This window comes from Roseobacter phycocola (assembly GCF_042055075.2).
Classification (GTDB): Bacteria; Pseudomonadota; Alphaproteobacteria; order Rhodobacterales; family Rhodobacteraceae; genus Roseobacter.
Genome location: NZ_CP194010.1, coordinates 1,102,873 through 1,118,849, shown reverse-complemented (window position 1 = coordinate 1,118,849; position 15,977 = coordinate 1,102,873). Strand labels below are relative to the sequence as shown.

Here is a 15,977-nt window from a genome sequence, read left to right as displayed (position 1 = left end):
TCCGGCATATAGGATCGGATTACATATGGATCACCCGGTCATACGCGTCGAGTACACTTTCGTGCATCATCTCTGACAGCGTCGGGTGCGGGAAGACGGTATTCATCAGATCTTCCTCCGTGGTCTCCAGCTGCCGGCCCACGACATAGCCCTGAATAAGCTCCGTCACCTCGGCACCGACCATATGCGCGCCCAGCAGTTCACCTGTCTTGGCGTCAAAGATCGTTTTGATCATACCCTCCGGTTCCCCCAGAGCGATTGCCTTGCCGTTACCGATGAACGGGAAACGGCCCACTTTGATGTCAAACCCAAGTTCTTTCGCCTTCGCTTCGGTGTATCCGACGCTGGCCACCTGCGGGTGGCAATAAGTGCATCCCGCGATCGTTTCGGGTTTGACCGGGTGCGCGTGTTTACCTGCAATCAGATCCGCGACCATGACACCCTCGTGCGATGCTTTGTGCGCCAGCCAGGGTGCACCGGCAATATCGCCAATGGCATACAGACCTTCGACGCCCGTGCGGCAGAATTCATCTGTGACCACATGGGTCCGGTCAATCTTGACACCAAGCGCTTCGAGACCGAGCCCTTCCACGTTGCCGACAATCCCGACAGCAGAGATCACCGTGTCGAATTCCTGCTTTTCGACTTTGCCGCCTACTTCGATATGCGCGGTCACTTTACCTTTCGCCCGGTCCAGCTGTTTGACCATGGCCTTCTGCATGATCTTCATACCCTGCTTTTCAAAAGACTTCTTGGCGAATGCAGAAATCTCGGCGTCCTCAACCGGCAGGACGCGGTCCATCACCTCAACAACGGTCGTGTCAGCACCCAGCGTGTTGTAGAAGCTCGCGAACTCGATGCCGATCGCACCGGAGCCGATCACCAGCAGCTTTTTGGGCATGCGTTTGGGCTGCAGCGCGTGTTTGTATGTCCAGACCAGATCGCCGTCCGCCTCAAGACCCGGGAGTTCACGCGCGCGCGCACCGGTTGCCAGCACGATGTTCTTCGCACTCAGCGCTTCGGTGCCCTTGTCGGTTTTAACCGAGACCTGCCCTTTGGCAGGGATGGTCGCTTCGCCCATAAAGACGGTGACCTTATTCTTTTTCATCAGGTGGCCAATACCGCCGGAAAGCTGTCCGGCCACTTTACGGGAGCGCTTCACCACCGCGTCGAGATCATAGCCGACGTTGTCGGCTTTCAGACCAAATTCCTTGGCCCGGTGCATCAGATGGAACACCTCTGACGAGCGCAGCATCGCCTTGGTCGGGATGCAGCCCCAGTTCAGGCAGATGCCTCCCAGATGTTCGCGTTCCACAATGGCGACGGACATGCCCAGCTGCGCACCGCGGATCGCAGCAACATAGCCGCCCGGCCCTGCTCCTATCACAACCAGATCAAAGGATTTCGCCGCCATGAGATGTCCTCGCACGTTGAGTGTCAAAAATATAGTTTACCATTAAACTATATCTGAGCGTGCTTCAACACAGGGAGGGCCGCGACATAAGCGCGCCCTCGTTCATGAGCGGTCAGCAGCCTGAAATCAGGCTGCTGCTGTTTCTTCCTGCAGGGCGCGGACGGTGTTACCGTAACCGCCCTTTGCCACATATTCCGCCTCCAGCGCCGTATCCGGACGTGCCAGCGCAGCATTGCGGGTCGGAAAGCGTCCGAACTGCCGGATGACAGCGCGATGCGCTCTGGCATGCAGCAGATTGCTGCGGCCATACTCAGGCATACGCTCGCACATCAACCGCACGCAACGGTCCTGGTCACAGAGGTTTTCGGAGTGCATCAGCGGAAGATAAAAGAACTGGCGGGCCGGTTCATCAATCCGCATGTCCCAGTCCTTGTTGATCGCGGATTTCGCCGCGGCCAGGGCCACCCGGTCGGTCGAGAATGCACCGGCTGTATCGCGGAACATATTGCGCGGGAACTGATCTGTCAGAATGATGTAGGCCAGCGCGCCGGAAGGGTATGTCAGCCAGAGAGAGAACCTCCCCTCGCAGGCACCTTCCCACGTCTTTTCAAATTTCTGACGGATCTGCGCATCCAGTTCAGGCGTCGCGTTGTACCACCCATCCGGGCCGATATCATCAAGCCAGAATTTTAGAATGTCCTGAGGATCAACCATAATAACTCCATCGTTCACCACATCCCCACCCGGAGTGTAGCTTTGTTGTGCTGCTCTGACCTATTCACAAATTGCGTCATTGCGACATAATCAGCTCTCGTTTTCCGACTTTTCAGCCTCAAGATCCGCCTCGATGGCGTATTCCTGGGCATATTCAACCGCAAGTGATGTAGAAGAAGGCGCAACCGGAACATACGTACCCGTCTCGTCGACCGGCACCGGCTTGGCGACGGTGGACCGGTAGCCGGCGTAGGCGACCAGCATCGCAAAGAGCGCGCCGGTAAAGACATAGAATCCGCCCGGGCCTGTTGCATCAATCAGGTAGCCCGTGATCAGCGGCCCCGCAATCGCGCCCAACCCGTTGATGAAGATCAGCCCGCCCGAGGCCGCCGCCATGTCGTCGTGCTCCAGAAAGTCGTTCGTGTGCGCGATCAGAAGCGAATAAAGCGGGTTCGACATGCCCCCCACGACAAGCGCAGAGACCAGCAGCAGCACGAACACGCTGCCCAGCACCAGCCCGATCACTGAGCCTGCGACACCGATGGCGGAGACAATCAGGATCAGATAGCGACGGTCCATACGGTCGGAAATCCAGCCGATCGGGTATTGCAGCAGCACAGCCCCCACAAAGAACATCGCCACGAAGGTCGAAATCTGCCCCACCGACAGCCCTGCTTTGGCGCCATAAACCGGGGCCATGCCGAATTGCGCGGAAAAGACACCGCCCAGCAAAAACATGCCAACACAGCCCAGCGGAGAGTAGCCGTAAAGCTCACGCAGGCTCATCGGCTTGGTGGCTTCAAAGGCTGGCGTCGGGCTGATCGACAGCAGAATGGGCGTGACCGCGATGGAAACCAGCACGGACGGAATGACGAAAAGCACGTATCCAGACGGATCCGCGGCCAGCAGCAGCGCCTGACTGACCACGATACCCGCCGTCTGTACGATCATATAGAGCGACAGCGCCTGCCCGCGGTTGGCATTCGTGGCCGCATTGTTCAGCCAGCTTTCTGCGGTCACATAAACGGCAGAAAAGCAGAACCCGATCAGCACGCGGCCCAGTGTCCAGACCCAGACTTCGGTCAGCGTGGGATAGATGATCATGACTGCTGAAATCAGTGAGGCCAGGGCGGCAAAAACCCGCACATGCCCCACGCGCCGGATCATGCCCGGTGCCATGCGTGAGCCGCCCAGGAAGCCCACGAAATAGGCGGACATGACGATCGACATCTCGAAGGTAGAGAAGCCCTCGATTTCGCCCCGGATGCCCAGCAGCGTGCCCTGCATGCCGTTGCCGACCATCAGCAGGCACATCCCCAGAAGCAGGGCCCAAGCGCTCGATAAAACCTGCAGCATGCGCGGTCTCCATGGTCCGTCGCGGTGGTACGACTCAGTAGGTTGTGCCGTTTTTCCCGCCCTATTTCAGGCCAGTACGCGACGCAATGGGTCGTATTGGTGCTTCAGGTTTTTTCGGGGATCAGCAGCGAAGAATCGCCGTAGGAAAAGAAACGATATTTCCGATCGATGGCATGCGCATAAATCTCGCGCATCCTGTGCTGCCCCATGAGGGCAGAGACCAGCATCATCAGCGTGGATTTCGGCAGATGGAAATTGGTCATCAGGGCATCTGTTACGCGGAACGTGAAACCGGGGTAGATGAAGATGTCCGTTTCGCCTTCCCAGGCGCGGATGCTGCCGGTCTGTGCGGCGGTCTCAATCAGGCGCAGCGCTGTGGTGCCCACGGGGATTACCCTGCCGCCTGACGCTTTGGTCTGTGCGATCTCATGCGCAGCCTCAGCGCTGACGCGTCCCCATTCGGCATGCATTCTGTGCGTGGTGACGTCGTCCACCTTGACCGGCAGGAAAGTCCCCGCCCCAACATGCAGCGTGACATAACTGAAACGCACACCGCGTGCGCCGATTTCCCGGAGCAGTGCGTCATCAAAATGAAGGGACGCCGTGGGTGCAGCCACAGCGCCTTTGTTACGCGCAAAGACGGTCTGGTAATCTTCGTTGTCCTGCGCATCGGCCGGGCGGCGGGCGGCAATGTAGGGGGGCAGCGGCATGGCACCGGCTGCATTCAGCGCTGCATCAAAATCATCGCCCGACAGGTTAAACCGCAACAGACCCTGGCCTTCTGCGGTACCTTCCAGGGTCGCCCTGAGGTCTGCGCTGAAAACGATCTCCTCGCCCGCTTTCACCTTTTTGAGCGGCTTGATCAGTGCAGTCCAGGTGCCGTCCGCCCGCGGCTCCAGAAGGGTCACGCCGATGGTGGCTGCGGTGTTACCCTGCGCACTGCTGCGATGGCGCTGTCCGCTCAGACGCGCGGGGATCACACGGGTATCATTCAGCACCAGCCGGTCCCCCGCCTGCAGCCAGTCAGGCAACGCGGAGACAACACTGTCGGTGATGCCCGAACCCTCCGCGACAAGCAGTTTCGCAGAGGTACGCGGCACCGCCGGTCGCGTCGCGATCAGCTCTTCGGGAAGATCAAAATCAAAATCGGTCAGTTTCACGTGTCGCGGATGTCCCTGGTGGATAGGGGCCGACGGGGCCGGTGTCTGCACATGCCCAAAAGTGCTGCAAAGTTCAACGCCCCGCGGGCTCTATCTGTCGCTGCCGCTCACATTGGGGGGCGGGCGCCGCACCGGTTCGGGGGGTGGTGGTTCTTCTCCCTCGGCCAGTGGCACCTCGGGTTTGGGCGCACGGAACAGATCCCGGATCCCGCCGGGCACCAGCGCGGTCAGCGGATTCACGAAAACGTCCGGATCCTGCGTTGTTCCACTGATCGAATAATTGAACCCGAACAGGCCCTCCCCCCGGCGCGAGATGACCCTGCCGATGGCGTTGAGCAGATAGACCGGCGAAATCACCCCCTGCATCTGCAGCTGCCCCGTCCCCGGGAAAAACACGCCATCCATCGACAGCCCGATAGAAGAGCCCACGGCACTTGCCTCGCGCAGCGTGATCCGGTCAGGCGTCAGGCGGAAGTCGGCGAGCACCTCCGAGAAGTAAATCCCGTCACCGCCAAGCTCATTCACCAGCCCCACAATGCTGATGGCATTGAGAAGTGCTGCGATGGCCGGCGCATCCACGACACTGATGTCGGTGACGCGGAGTTTGCCGTCAAGCGCCCCTGCGGTACCGACCGGGCGGAGGCCAAGTTCCAGCTGCCCTCCCCGGCCCTGCTTCAGCACACCGGCGGCGGCGACAACAGCGCCGGCGTCATCCGCGGCAATCCGGATTGCGGACCGGCCCCCTTCAGGCACCACCTGCCCGGCGATCCGCGCCTGGCCGTTCACAAGCCCGGTGAAGTTGCCCAGCAGCCCGCCACCCCCTGTCGTGAATTCGCCCCGCAGGTTGCGCAGCGCGATGGAATCGCTGACCTGCAGCGTATCGAGCGCCAGTGTCAGCGGCCCACTGGCCTGCCCGGAGCCGCCTGCACTGCCGAAATCCGCCCGCCGCAGATCCACGCGGCCACCCGGGATATTTACCGCCGGCGGCGCTCCTTCGCCCCGCCCGATCAGTTCCGCAGGCACATCCAGCCAGCCCCCGACCCGCAACCGTGACAGGCGCACCCGGTCCAGCGTACCCCCCTCATTCAGCAGCACGTCACCCTCAGCCCGCAGCCCCGGCGCTTCAAGCCGCAGGCTGTCGACCTGTGGCACAGGCCCCAGCGTAAGCGCGACCTCCAGCTCGCCCGGGGTTGCAGCAGCTTTGGCCCAGCCAACCGGGGCAAAGGCCAGCCTGAGCCCTCTCAGATCAGAGGTCAGCCGCAGCGCTGGCGGGGTGTCGCGCGTCAGCGTAATGTCGATGTCCGCGGTGCTGCTGCCACGGACGCTGCCCGGGGGCAGATCCACCCGGAACGTGTCAAGCGCTTCCTGGCTGATCACGGCGGTTCCGGTAACCCTGCCGGGCGGTTGTGGCCCCTCGCCTACGGACTGGCGCCAGACGATATCAAACGGCACACCGTCCAGATCGCCTTCGCCGCGCAGGCTTACCTCTTCGTCGGAGGCAACCAGATCGAGCGCGGGTGCCTGCACCACCCGGTCCGGCACCAGCACATCCGAACGTACATCTGTGATTGTACCGGTCAGGTTGTAATTCACCAGCTCCAGCGGCACGCCTTTTTCAAGTGGCAGGGAAATCGTGCCCATGACCTCCGCCCGGCCCGATGCAATGTCCGGGGCCCGCCCGGCCTTTTTCATGACCTCCAGCGGCTTACGGTCCAGCAGGGACAGCGCTGCCTCGATCCCACCACTGGCCCGCAGGCGCACGACGCCAGGCGTGAAATCCTTGATTTTGACGTCCGGAATGATGAATGCCGTGCCGGTCACATCGACCTCGCCTCCCTGATCGGCCGTCACGACACCTTCGTCCGCGACAACAACGAACCGGTTGCGCACCAGCGTCGCATGCCCCCGCGCGCCCGTCAGATGCGGCATCGTCCGCAGAAACCGGACTTCGCCGTCACTGAAATCAAAGCTCAGGAAAGTCTCCGGCTCTTCACCGGCGCGCAGACGCACAGCACCGGAAATGTCCCGCATGGTCCCGGCTTTGACGTTCTCTGCAATCCACTTACGCGACTTCGGTTTGACAGCCATCGGCCAGAGCTCCAGCAGCCGCGCAGGCCTCAGTGCGTTCATCTGGCCGTCCAGCGCGATCTCCCAGCCGCGGGCATCTGCCCGGATTGTGCCGTTGCCGGTTGCTACATTCCCGTCGTCCTCGACCTGCAGGCGCCCGATCTCCAGCAGGAACGGGCTGGTACTGAGCTGAAAATCCAGTTCCGCAACCGCAACCGATACCGGTTCGGGATAGAAATCTGCCGGGTTCACCGTCAGCCCGCTCAGACGGAGCTGACCGACCATGTCGCCGATGCGGCCGTTCACGGGCAGCCCGATTTCGGCCTGACCCTCAAGCGTCCCGCGCCCCCATTTACTCTCAACAGAGAGCTCATCAAACCGCAGTGTGCGGCTGTCAGGCAGATAGGTGAAATAGCTGCGTGCGCTGTCAATCGGGATCGCCTGTGCCTCGGGCGTGGGCTGGATCACACCGGCACCAATCTGAAAAGTGGCGTTCAGCGGCCGGATGCTGCCATCTTCCTCCAGACCACCGCGCAACGCACCGGAAATGGGTGCGCGCAGGGCCCCGAGCCAGTTGAACGCGGCCCCCTGGCTGGCCACATCCACCGCATCCAGATCACGGAAGGTGACACCGAATTCGGAGGCCCGCGCGCCGATTTCACCCGCATAGCTGGCCGCCAGGGTCGCAACCTGCGCGCCGCCGCCAAGCACGGCAAGATCGACAAAAATCTGCAGGGCCTCCGCCTCTCGGGTGAGCTGCAGCCTGCCCCCGTCAATGGTCCAGGCACGGTTCGCGCGCTGATCCTCATAGCGCAGGGTCAGTGTCTGCACGCTCACACGCTCCAGACCCGTCAGCCCGGGACGCAACAGGAAGTCGTCCAGCTCTGTGACCAGTTCCGCGAGGTTGGGCGCCTCGCGCGCGACCTGTGCCGGGCCTTGGGTGCCGGATATGGAAATGCGCCCCTCAGGCCCTCGCCGGAGCGTCAGAAACACACCGCTTACGTCAAGTGACGTCGGTTCCAGCTGGCCCCGCAGCAGCGCATCAAGAGATGCTCCTGCCCGCATCTCGGAAAAACCGACGACATCCACGCCATCAGGGGTTGTGACCTGCACATTCCGGACGGACGCACGCGGACGCCATTCCTCATCAAGCAGCAGCACAAGCTCGCCAAAGGAAACCTCAGCTTCGGGTACCGCCGTCTGCAGGCGGTCGCTGATCTGCGCGCGCAACCATTCCGGTGCGGCAACTTCCCTCCCCTTAAGCCACCAGACGCTCCCTGCGGCCCCCCCGGCGATAAGCACCAGACACAACAGACACCACACCAGTGCACGCCGAGCGCGCCGGCGGGTCGGTTTCTTGTCCTGATCGGGTGGCGCGCTGGTCAAATCTGTACTGGCCTGTGCGATAGGGTGTGCTAGAACGCTGTTTCTGACGGTCCGGGGCTTGGCTCATTCCGACCCTGACCTAGTATGTCACCTGACATCATTCCTGAAAACCCAAGAGACCGTTATGACAGAGATTTCACAGCCCGCACCTGACTTTACCCTGCCCGCCACCGGCGGCGAAGAGATCACGCTTTCCACCCTGAAGGGTCAGCCGGTGGTGCTCTTTTTCTACCCGCGCGATGACACGCCGGGCTGCACCAAGGAAAGCATCGCCTTTTCCGAAAGCCGCGAGGCCTTTGAGGCAGCCGGGGCGAAGGTCTTTGGCATTTCCAAAGACAGCATCGCCAGCCATGAGAAATTTGCGACGAAACGTGACCTCAGTATCCCGCTGCTGTCCGACGAAAACGGCACCGTCTGCGAGGATTATGGCGTGTGGAAGGAAAAGAACATGTACGGCAAGAAATACATGGGGATCGAACGCACGACATACCTGATTGCTGCTGACGGTACGGTCGCGCAGGTCTGGAACAAGGTGAAAGTCCCCGGTCATGCCGAGGCCGTGCTGGAAGCGGTGCGCGCGCTGTGAAACCCCTGGCGCAGATGGCCGAAGACGTGCTGCGCACGGCCGATGGCCGCGCCAAAACAGCCCTGTCGCGCGAATACGCCGCCGCCTGGCAGGCCGCACGCGCGACGGGTGAAAAGCCTGAAATCGGTCACGCTGACCCTCCTTTGCACCCCGCACGGCCGGAAAAGCCTGAGCTGCTCAGCCCGCGGGATGTGCCGCGCCGCCGCCCCGGCACGCCCGAGGGGCGCATCGCGCTGCTGCATGCTGTGGCCCATATCGAGCTGAATGCGGTGGACTTGCACTGGGACGTTATCGCCCGGTTTTCGCATGTGCCGATGCCGATGGGGTTTTACGACGACTGGGTCAAAGCTGCGGACGAAGAATCCAAGCATTTCAACCTGATGTGCGACTGTCTTGAAGAGCTTGGCAGCCACTATGGCGCACTTCCCGCCCATGCAGGGATGTGGCGAGCCGCCGAGGATACAGCCGAGGATTTCATGGGCCGGCTCGCGGTTGTGCCAATGGTGCTCGAAGCCCGCGGCCTCGATGTAACGCCCGGTATGATCGAAGTGTTCCGCAAAGCTGATGCCGCATCAGCCGTCGCAGCGCTTGAAGTCATATACGCCGAGGAAGTGGCCCATGTGGCCTACGGATCAAAGTGGTTTCATTTCCTCTGCGGCCGCCACGAGGAAGACCCCAAGGAACGCTTTCACGCGCTGGTCCGCACCTATTTCCACGGCCCGCTCAAACCACCTTTCAACGAAGAAAAAAGGGCGGAAGCGGGCATCCCGCCCGACTTTTACTGGCCGCTGACCGAAGACGCCTGACCTTCCAGACCAACGATTCTCGGCAGTTTTTTGCCCATTTTGCAACATTCAACGACAGGTTGATGCCGGATCGTTAATGCTGCTTGCCCGACGCCCGATGGCTGGTTAATCACTTTCCGGGGATACGTGACCGGCCCGCAGAAGGCCCGTCCGGAGCAGAAACGGAATAAGGATTTCCTTGTGCGCACACGGCTGGCTATCAGAACTCACGCTCTGCTGGAACGGATTTTTCCTGAACGCAGGGTCTTTCTGAAATCCGACGCCGATACCCGTTTTATCCGCCTGCGCCCCGGCACACAGCTGATCGCCTTTGCGGGCGGTGCCGCGCTGGTTGCATGGGCCATCGTCGCGACAGCTATTATCCTGATGGACAGCATCGAGTCCGGCAATTTTCGCGAACAGGCGAAACGGGACCAGACGACTTACCTTGCAAGGCTCAATGATCTGTCCGCGCAGCGTGACAGCCGCGCCGCCGAAGCGCTGGCCGCACAGGAACGCTTCAACGCAGCACTGGCGCAGATTTCGGTGATGCAGTCTGAACTGCTGGCCTCAGAAACACGCCGCCACGAGCTGGAAACCGGGATCGACGTGATCCAGACGACCCTGCGGGAAACCATGCGCGAGCGCGAAACAGCGCGCCGTGAAGTCGCCGCTCTGCGCGACGAAGCCGACAGTGAGAACCAGCCCACTGCACTGGCCGCTGCCGTTGGCGGCGCACCGGTTGATTTCCTGGCCGACGCCCTGGCACGGACCGCTGAAGAACGCGATCAGGTTGTGGCCGATGCACAGGATGCGCTGCGCCACGCCGATGAACTGGCGCTGGAGATCGCGCTCATGAAGGAAGACAATGACCAGATCTTCCGCCAGCTCGAAGAAGCCATGACCATTTCGGTGGAACCGCTCGACAAGATGTTCCGTCAGGCTGGTCTGCCGACAGACCGCATTATGAACGAAGTCCGCCGCGGGTATTCCGGCGAGGGCGGCCCGCTGACCCCCCTCTCCTTTTCCTCCAGCGGCTCCGAGCCGACCGCCGACATGATCCGCGCCAACCGCCTGCTCGGTCAGATGGATCAGCTGAACATGTACCGCATCGCCGCTGAGAAGATTCCGTTTGCGATGCCCGTCAAACAGGCGTTCCGGTTTACCAGCGGGTATGGCTTCCGGCGTGACCCCAAAACAGGCGGCCGCCGGATGCACAAGGGCGTGGATTTCGCGGCCCCGCTTGGCACAGATCTGCACGCAACTGCGGACGGTGTCGTAACAGAAGCGGGCTGGTCATCAGGTTATGGTCGGCTGGTGAAAATCCGCCACGCCTTCGGGATCGAGACACGTTACGCGCATCTGTCAAAAATACGCGTTAAAGTTGGGCAAAAGGTCTCGCGCGGGGACCATATTGGTGATATGGGAGCATCCGGACGGGTGACCGGCGTGCATCTTCACTACGAAGTCCGCGTCGGCGGTAAATCTGTAAACCCAATGACCTATATCAAGGCTGCAAGAGATGTTTTCTAAGAGCAAAATCAACGAACCAGGCCCCAAGCAGGGCGAGACTGACACGCCGGCACCAGCGGCTTCCTCTGCGCCTGCGACGCCCAAACCAACGGAATACAAGGCTTCGGCGCCCAAGCCCAAGCCCCCTGCCTCGGTGCTGTCATCTGATCTGCACGTGACCGGCAACATGAAAACCAGTGGTGACATTCAGGTCGAGGGCACCGTAGAAGGCGATATCCGCGCCCATCTTCTGACCATCGGCGAAAGTGCCACCATCAAGGGCGAGGTTGTCGCTGACGATGTGGTGATCAACGGCCGTATCGTCGGCCGCGTGCGTGGCCTCAAGGTCCGTCTGACATCAACCGCACGTGTTGAGGGTGACATCATTCACAAGACAATCGCGATCGAAAGCGGCGCGCATTTCGAAGGCTCTGTGCAGCGTCAGGACGATCCGCTGAACCCCGGCGCAAAAACCGCACCGGCGGCCAAGCCGAACCCGGCATCCTGACCGGCCTGCAAGCGAACAACACAAGGCGCTGCATCCGTTGCAGCGCCTTTTTTCATGGTGCCAGCATCCAGTCGCCCGCGGGCCAGAAGGCATGGAAAGCAAAGGCGAACATCACGTCATGCGGCACATCCTGACCTGCGCTGTCCCGCACGCGGATTGAGCCCACATCGCGTCCCAGCGCAATCTCTTCTGTGTCCAGTGCCGAGGCCTGACCCGCCCGCCAGCTGATGGTCACACCGGCCTCTGTCACCTCACCTTCCGCCGCAATGCGGGTCATCGGCCAGGCGCGCCCGCCGACGCGCACCACCCGGGCCAGCGGATCAATCCCGTGCGGCGGATTTTCCCCGGAGTAAAGGAACGGCTGCTTCAGACTGTCATAGCCGCGATACGGGTTGCGCCCATAATCGCGGTTGAACCCGGGTTCGGCCATTACCAGACCGCTCGGATGCGCCGCGCGAAAGCTCCCGAAGTCCTCCATCCAGGTGGGAAGCTGGCGCAGTTCCTGACCCGCCATCAACCCCACAATGCCCTGCCCTGTCGCCTGCTGCCACCAGCTCTCCGTTTCGCGGTCATACATCACCATATCGGACGCCCGCAGTTTTCCCGACACGCCGAAGCTGAGCAAGTCTTCTCCGACGCGCCGGTCAAAGGTCAGGCCGGAATTGCACAGCGGGCAAAAAGTCACCGCGACGGGAACACCGCCAATCCTGTCGTTCACGATCTCATGCCAGGTCAGGTACCGCAGCGGGTAAGCCCGCGCAGCCTGACCGTCCAGCAGGACGGTGATCACCGGTTCCCGGTCGGGTATGTCCGCCACCTCCGCAACCGGGCGGAAATCCGGGTTGTCCAGTGCGGGAATGCCATCTTTGGGCGGGCCGCCGGACCGGATCTCTGACCAGTCGTCAATCAGGGTCACACCGAACTCAGTCCGGGGCCATTCGGATTTCCACCGTCCCGGATCGGCCTCTGCTGCGACCCCAATCACCGCACAGAATCCAGCTGCTGCAAACAAACGTATCATCGCTCACCCCCGCGCAGGATCATGCCACAGGCTGGCCCATACGGCACAGCCACGCACGCAGATGTGACCATATGTCAGTGGGATCAGAGACCTTCCTGAGTGATCCAGTGAGCAATCGCCTGCCCGATTTCAGCGCCGCTGTCTTCCTGGATGAAATGACTGCCGGCGACCTGAACCTCCCGCTGATTTGGCCAGGCGCGGCAGAACTCGCGCTGCTGCCCGATCAGGATCGCACCGGGATCGGCATCAATGAACAGCTTTGGCAGATCGCTGCGTTTGAGCCAGGATGCATAGGCACCTATGCGCGCCACAACTTCCGCAGGCTCCCCACCGATGGGAATCTGGCGCGGCCAGGTCAGGGTCGGGTAACGGTCTTCGCGCTGCAGAAACGGTCGCCGGTATTCGGTCATTTCTGCCTCTGTCAGATCACGCAACACCGATCCCGGCAGAATGCGTTCGATAAAGACGTTCCTGTCTAGGATCATCTCCTCGCCCGCCTCTGAGCGCAGGGCCTGAAAAACCGGCGTTGCGGCTTCTGAAAAATCGCCCCAGCCCGGCAACGGCATTACGATCCCTTCCATATAGGCGATGCCGCGCACGGCCCTCTGGTTGTGAAAGGCCCAGTCAAATCCCAGAGCAGATCCCCAGTCATGGACCACCATCAGCACGTCCTCTTCGAGCCCCATCGCCTGCATGAAACCCGCCAGATACCGGCTGTGCAGGTCAAAGGTATAGGTGCCCGCGTCGGCGCCCGGCAGTTTAGCACTGTCGCCCATACCAATGAGGTCCGGCGCGATGCACCGCCCCAGATGCGCAACTCCGGGCATCACATCCCGCCACAGGTACGACGACGTCGGATTACCGTGCAGAAACACGATGGGCCGCCCCTCGCCCATCCCGGTCCAGGCCATGTCCTGACCCATGACGTTCACGAAATTCTTCTGCATGTGCACCTCCCGCCCGCTGTGCGCATGCAACACCACGATGCAGGGACCGGGCAACAAAAAACGGCAGGCCCCGCCGGAGTCTGCCGTCAGAAAACCGCGATGAACGCGCGGTTATTCGGTTACAACAACCGTCTGCATCACATCGGGCTGACCGATGATCGCACCGTTCGGGCCGTCACCACGTTTGATGGCATCCAGCACATTGAGACCCTCTGTCACCTGACCCACGACCGTGTACTGGCCGTTCAGGAAATAGCCCTCGTTGAACATGATAAAAAACTGGCTGTTCGCACTGTTGGGGTTCTGGGCCCGCGCCATGCCAACGATACCGCGATCATAGGGCACATCGGAAAACTCAGCGTCCAGGTTGGGCATATCAGACGCCCCGGTGCCCGCGCGGCGCATGTCGCCGCCCAGTCTGCCGTGCTGGACATCGCCGGTTTGTGCCATGAACCCGTCAATCACCCGGTGAAAGACGATCCCGTCATAGGAACCACCGGCTGCGAGCGTGGTGATCCGCTCCACGTGGTTAGGTGCCACATCCTCAAAAAGGTCGATGACAATCACACCGTTGGCCTCACCGGCCACAGTGATTTCGATCCCGTCTGCCAGCGCAGGTCCTGCAGCCAGCAGAAGAGCAGCGGCTGCGGCCTTACGCATCTGCTGCTACCTTCACCGAAATCATCCGGTCGGGTTCCGCTGGCGGCTCGCCGCGGGTGATGGCGTCCACATGCTCCATGCCTTCTATGACCTGGCCGTAGACGGTGTACTGACCGTTCAGGAAATCGTTGTCCTTGAAGTTGATAAAGAACTGGCTGTTGGCACTGTCCGGGTTCGCGGACCGTGCGGCCCCCAGCGAGCCGCGGGCATGCGGGATCTTGGAGAACTCAGCCGGCACATTCGGCAGATCCGATCCGCCGGTACCTGCCATACGCAGGTTGAAACCGTCTTCCATATCGCCGTGCTGAACATCGCCTGTCTGCGCCATGAACCCTTCGATCACCCGGTGGAACGCGACGTTGTCGTACTGGCCCGACCGTGCAAGCTCCTTCATCCGCTCCACATGTTTGGGGGCCACATCCGGCAGCAGCTGAATGGTCACGGTACCGCCCTTCAGTTCCATCAGGATTGTGTTTTCGGGGTCTTTGATCTCGGCCATAAGGCGCTCCTTGTCTGAATACTTGGGCATCTACCTAAGCTTTGGCGCCCCGATTGCCAAGCAGGTCCATTGACCTCGCCTGTGATAAGCGCAAAACAGGACGCATCACAGAAAAGGAGTGGTCTGATGGGCTGGAAAACGCTGGATGACATGGATCTGAGCGGAAAACGGGTTCTGGTACGCGTCGATATCAACGTACCCGTAGAAGACGGCCGCGTCACCGACACCACCCGGATTGACCGGATTGTCCCGACCATCAAAGACATCCTTGCCGCAGGCGGACTGCCCATTCTGCTGGCCCACTTCGGACGCCCGAAGGGACAGTACGTGCCGGAGATGTCGCTGCGTGTCACGCTGCCCGCGCTGGAGGCTGCTCTGGGCCAGCAGGTCACCTTTGTGGAACGTCCGGATCCTGACGCGCTGGCCGCTCTGCCCACCGGATCGGTGGTGCTTGTAGAGAACACCCGCTTTGCGCCAGGCGAAGAGGCAAATGACCCCGGCATGGCACAGTTCCTCGCGACGCTGGGCGATGTATTCTGCAATGATGCCTTTTCCGCCGCCCACCGGGCGCATGCTTCCACCACGGGTGTGGCCCATCTGCTGCCCTCCTGCGCCGGACGGCTGATGCAGGCAGAACTCTCTGCGCTGGAAGCGGCACTTTCTACTCCCGAGCGCCCCGTTGGTGCCGTGGTCGGCGGTGCGAAGGTGTCGACCAAAATCGCGCTGCTTGAAAACCTGGTTGGCCGCCTCGATCTGCTCGTGATCGGCGGCGGTATGGCCAACACCTTCCTCGCCGCACAGGGCGCACAGCTCGGCGCCTCCCTCCAGGAGCCGGACTTCATTGACACGGCAAACACGATCATGGCGCAGGCCTCCGACAGCGGGTGCCGCGTTTTGCTGCCGACAGACGGGCTGGTCGCGCGCGAGTTTAAAACAGGCGCGGATCACGAGGTGATTGCTCTTGGACCCGACACAGTTCTTGAGGCCGATCAGATGGTTCTGGATGCAGGACCGGACAGCGTACGCGCCGTTTCCGGGGCCTTCGCTGACCTGAAAACACTGATCTGGAACGGGCCGATGGGTGCCTTTGAAATTCCGCCCTTTGACATGGCCACCAACGCAGCAGCCGCCGACGCGGCCCGCCAGACCCGCGCCGGGTCACTGATCTCGGTGGCCGGCGGCGGGGACACGGTCGCTGCACTCAATCAGGCAGGGGCGGCCGGAGATTTCACTTATATCTCCACCGCTGGCGGCGCGTTCCTGGAATGGATGGAAGGCAAGACACTGCCCGGCGTCGCGGCACTTGAAACCGCCTGAACCGCTCTGAAACCGCGGTTTTTCTGCGGTTTTAGGCCTTTGGGG

14 protein-coding genes are annotated in these 15,977 nt (G+C 61.5%); 5 read left to right on the top strand and 9 right to left on the bottom strand.

Translation table 11 applies throughout. From position 1 onward, the window contains the following. Window positions 1-19: 19 nt before the first annotated feature. The 5 genes from lpdA to AB4K19_RS05430 form a co-directional block, all read right to left on the bottom strand. Window positions 20-1,414 carry a dihydrolipoyl dehydrogenase gene (lpdA, locus tag AB4K19_RS05450; RefSeq protein ID WP_375227442.1) on the bottom strand — a complete coding sequence of 465 codons (1,395 nt, stop codon included), beginning with the start codon at window positions 1,412-1,414 and terminating at the stop codon, window positions 20-22. A gap of 126 nt (window positions 1,415-1,540) precedes the next feature. Further along, the gene (locus tag AB4K19_RS05445) at window positions 1,541-2,128 is read right to left on the bottom strand and encodes a DUF924 family protein (RefSeq protein WP_375227441.1); all 588 of its coding nucleotides are present in this window, start codon (window positions 2,126-2,128) and stop codon (window positions 1,541-1,543) included. A 90-nt stretch (window positions 2,129-2,218) separates the two neighbouring features. Beyond that, on the bottom strand, window positions 2,219-3,484 hold the full coding sequence (locus AB4K19_RS05440; protein WP_375227440.1) for an MFS transporter: 1,266 nt from the start codon (window positions 3,482-3,484) through the stop codon (window positions 2,219-2,221). Window positions 3,485-3,588: 104 nt separating this feature from the next. Further along, window positions 3,589-4,644 (bottom strand): tRNA preQ1(34) S-adenosylmethionine ribosyltransferase-isomerase QueA, encoded by a 1,056-nt coding sequence (gene queA / locus AB4K19_RS05435; protein ID WP_436399287.1) that lies wholly within the window; start codon window positions 4,642-4,644, stop codon window positions 3,589-3,591. Window positions 4,645-4,734: 90 nt separating this feature from the next. Beyond that, the gene (locus AB4K19_RS05430) at window positions 4,735-8,097 is read right to left on the bottom strand and encodes a hypothetical protein (protein WP_375227439.1); all 3,363 of its coding nucleotides are present in this window, start codon (window positions 8,095-8,097) and stop codon (window positions 4,735-4,737) included. A gap of 124 nt (window positions 8,098-8,221) precedes the next feature. Here AB4K19_RS05430 and bcp point away from each other — a divergent pair, with 124 nt between their 5' ends. From bcp to AB4K19_RS05410, 4 genes are all read left to right on the top strand, one after another. Continuing rightward, window positions 8,222-8,683 carry a thioredoxin-dependent thiol peroxidase gene (bcp, locus tag AB4K19_RS05425; protein WP_375227438.1) on the top strand — a complete coding sequence of 154 codons (462 nt, stop codon included), beginning with the start codon at window positions 8,222-8,224 and terminating at the stop codon, window positions 8,681-8,683. Beyond that, a complete protein-coding gene (locus tag AB4K19_RS05420) occupies window positions 8,680-9,489 on the top strand; it encodes a ferritin-like domain-containing protein (RefSeq protein WP_436399286.1) in 810 nt (269 codons plus the stop codon). Before bcp ends, AB4K19_RS05420 begins: the two co-directional genes overlap by 4 nt. A gap of 180 nt (window positions 9,490-9,669) precedes the next feature. After that, entirely contained in the window at window positions 9,670-11,001 is a 1,332-nt protein-coding gene (locus AB4K19_RS05415; RefSeq protein ID WP_436399285.1) for a DUF5930 domain-containing protein, read from the top strand. Further along, window positions 10,991-11,488, top strand: a complete 498-nt coding sequence (locus AB4K19_RS05410) for a bactofilin family protein (RefSeq protein WP_375227436.1) — start codon at window positions 10,991-10,993, stop codon at window positions 11,486-11,488. The genes AB4K19_RS05415 and AB4K19_RS05410 overlap by 11 nt, the downstream gene beginning before the upstream one ends. A gap of 52 nt (window positions 11,489-11,540) precedes the next feature. Here the strand turns inward: AB4K19_RS05410 and AB4K19_RS05405 are convergent, their stop codons facing one another. The 4 genes from AB4K19_RS05405 to AB4K19_RS05390 form a co-directional block, all read right to left on the bottom strand. Continuing rightward, entirely contained in the window at window positions 11,541-12,509 is a 969-nt protein-coding gene (locus tag AB4K19_RS05405) for a DUF3179 domain-containing protein (protein ID WP_375227435.1), read from the bottom strand. A gap of 83 nt (window positions 12,510-12,592) precedes the next feature. Then, window positions 12,593-13,456 carry a haloalkane dehalogenase gene (locus AB4K19_RS05400; RefSeq protein WP_375227434.1) on the bottom strand — a complete coding sequence of 288 codons (864 nt, stop codon included), beginning with the start codon at window positions 13,454-13,456 and terminating at the stop codon, window positions 12,593-12,595. Between the two features lie 111 nt (window positions 13,457-13,567). Continuing rightward, entirely contained in the window at window positions 13,568-14,116 is a 549-nt protein-coding gene (locus AB4K19_RS05395; protein ID WP_375227433.1) for a peptidylprolyl isomerase, read from the bottom strand. Then, the gene (locus AB4K19_RS05390; RefSeq protein ID WP_375227432.1) at window positions 14,109-14,615 is read right to left on the bottom strand and encodes a peptidylprolyl isomerase; all 507 of its coding nucleotides are present in this window, start codon (window positions 14,613-14,615) and stop codon (window positions 14,109-14,111) included. Before AB4K19_RS05390 ends, AB4K19_RS05395 begins: the two co-directional genes overlap by 8 nt. Window positions 14,616-14,741: 126 nt before the next feature. Here AB4K19_RS05390 and AB4K19_RS05385 point away from each other — a divergent pair, with 126 nt between their 5' ends. After that, window positions 14,742-15,932, top strand: a complete 1,191-nt coding sequence (locus tag AB4K19_RS05385; protein WP_375227431.1) for a phosphoglycerate kinase — start codon at window positions 14,742-14,744, stop codon at window positions 15,930-15,932. Window positions 15,933-15,977 lie beyond the last annotated feature (45 nt).

Bases quoted from the DNA above. Each gene is read 5' to 3' on its own strand.
- AB4K19_RS05445 (WP_375227441.1), bottom strand. From the start codon at position 2,128: ATGGTTGATCCTCAGGACATTCTAAAATTCTGGCTTGATGATATCGGC.
- lpdA (WP_375227442.1), bottom strand. From the start codon at position 1,414: ATGGCGGCGAAATCCTTTGATCTGGTTGTGATAGGAGCAGGGCCGGGC.
- AB4K19_RS05440 (WP_375227440.1), bottom strand. From the start codon at position 3,484: ATGCTGCAGGTTTTATCGAGCGCTTGGGCCCTGCTTCTGGGGATGTGC.
- AB4K19_RS05390 (WP_375227432.1), bottom strand. From the start codon at position 14,615: ATGGCCGAGATCAAAGACCCCGAAAACACAATCCTGATGGAACTGAAG.
- AB4K19_RS05395 (WP_375227433.1), bottom strand. From the start codon at position 14,116: ATGCGTAAGGCCGCAGCCGCTGCTCTTCTGCTGGCTGCAGGACCTGCG.
- bcp (WP_375227438.1), top strand. From the start codon at position 8,222: ATGACAGAGATTTCACAGCCCGCACCTGACTTTACCCTGCCCGCCACC.
- AB4K19_RS05385 (WP_375227431.1), top strand. From the start codon at position 14,742: ATGGGCTGGAAAACGCTGGATGACATGGATCTGAGCGGAAAACGGGTT.
- AB4K19_RS05410 (WP_375227436.1), top strand. From the start codon at position 10,991: ATGTTTTCTAAGAGCAAAATCAACGAACCAGGCCCCAAGCAGGGCGAG.
- AB4K19_RS05405 (WP_375227435.1), bottom strand. From the start codon at position 12,509: ATGATACGTTTGTTTGCAGCAGCTGGATTCTGTGCGGTGATTGGGGTC.
- AB4K19_RS05400 (WP_375227434.1), bottom strand. From the start codon at position 13,456: ATGCAGAAGAATTTCGTGAACGTCATGGGTCAGGACATGGCCTGGACC.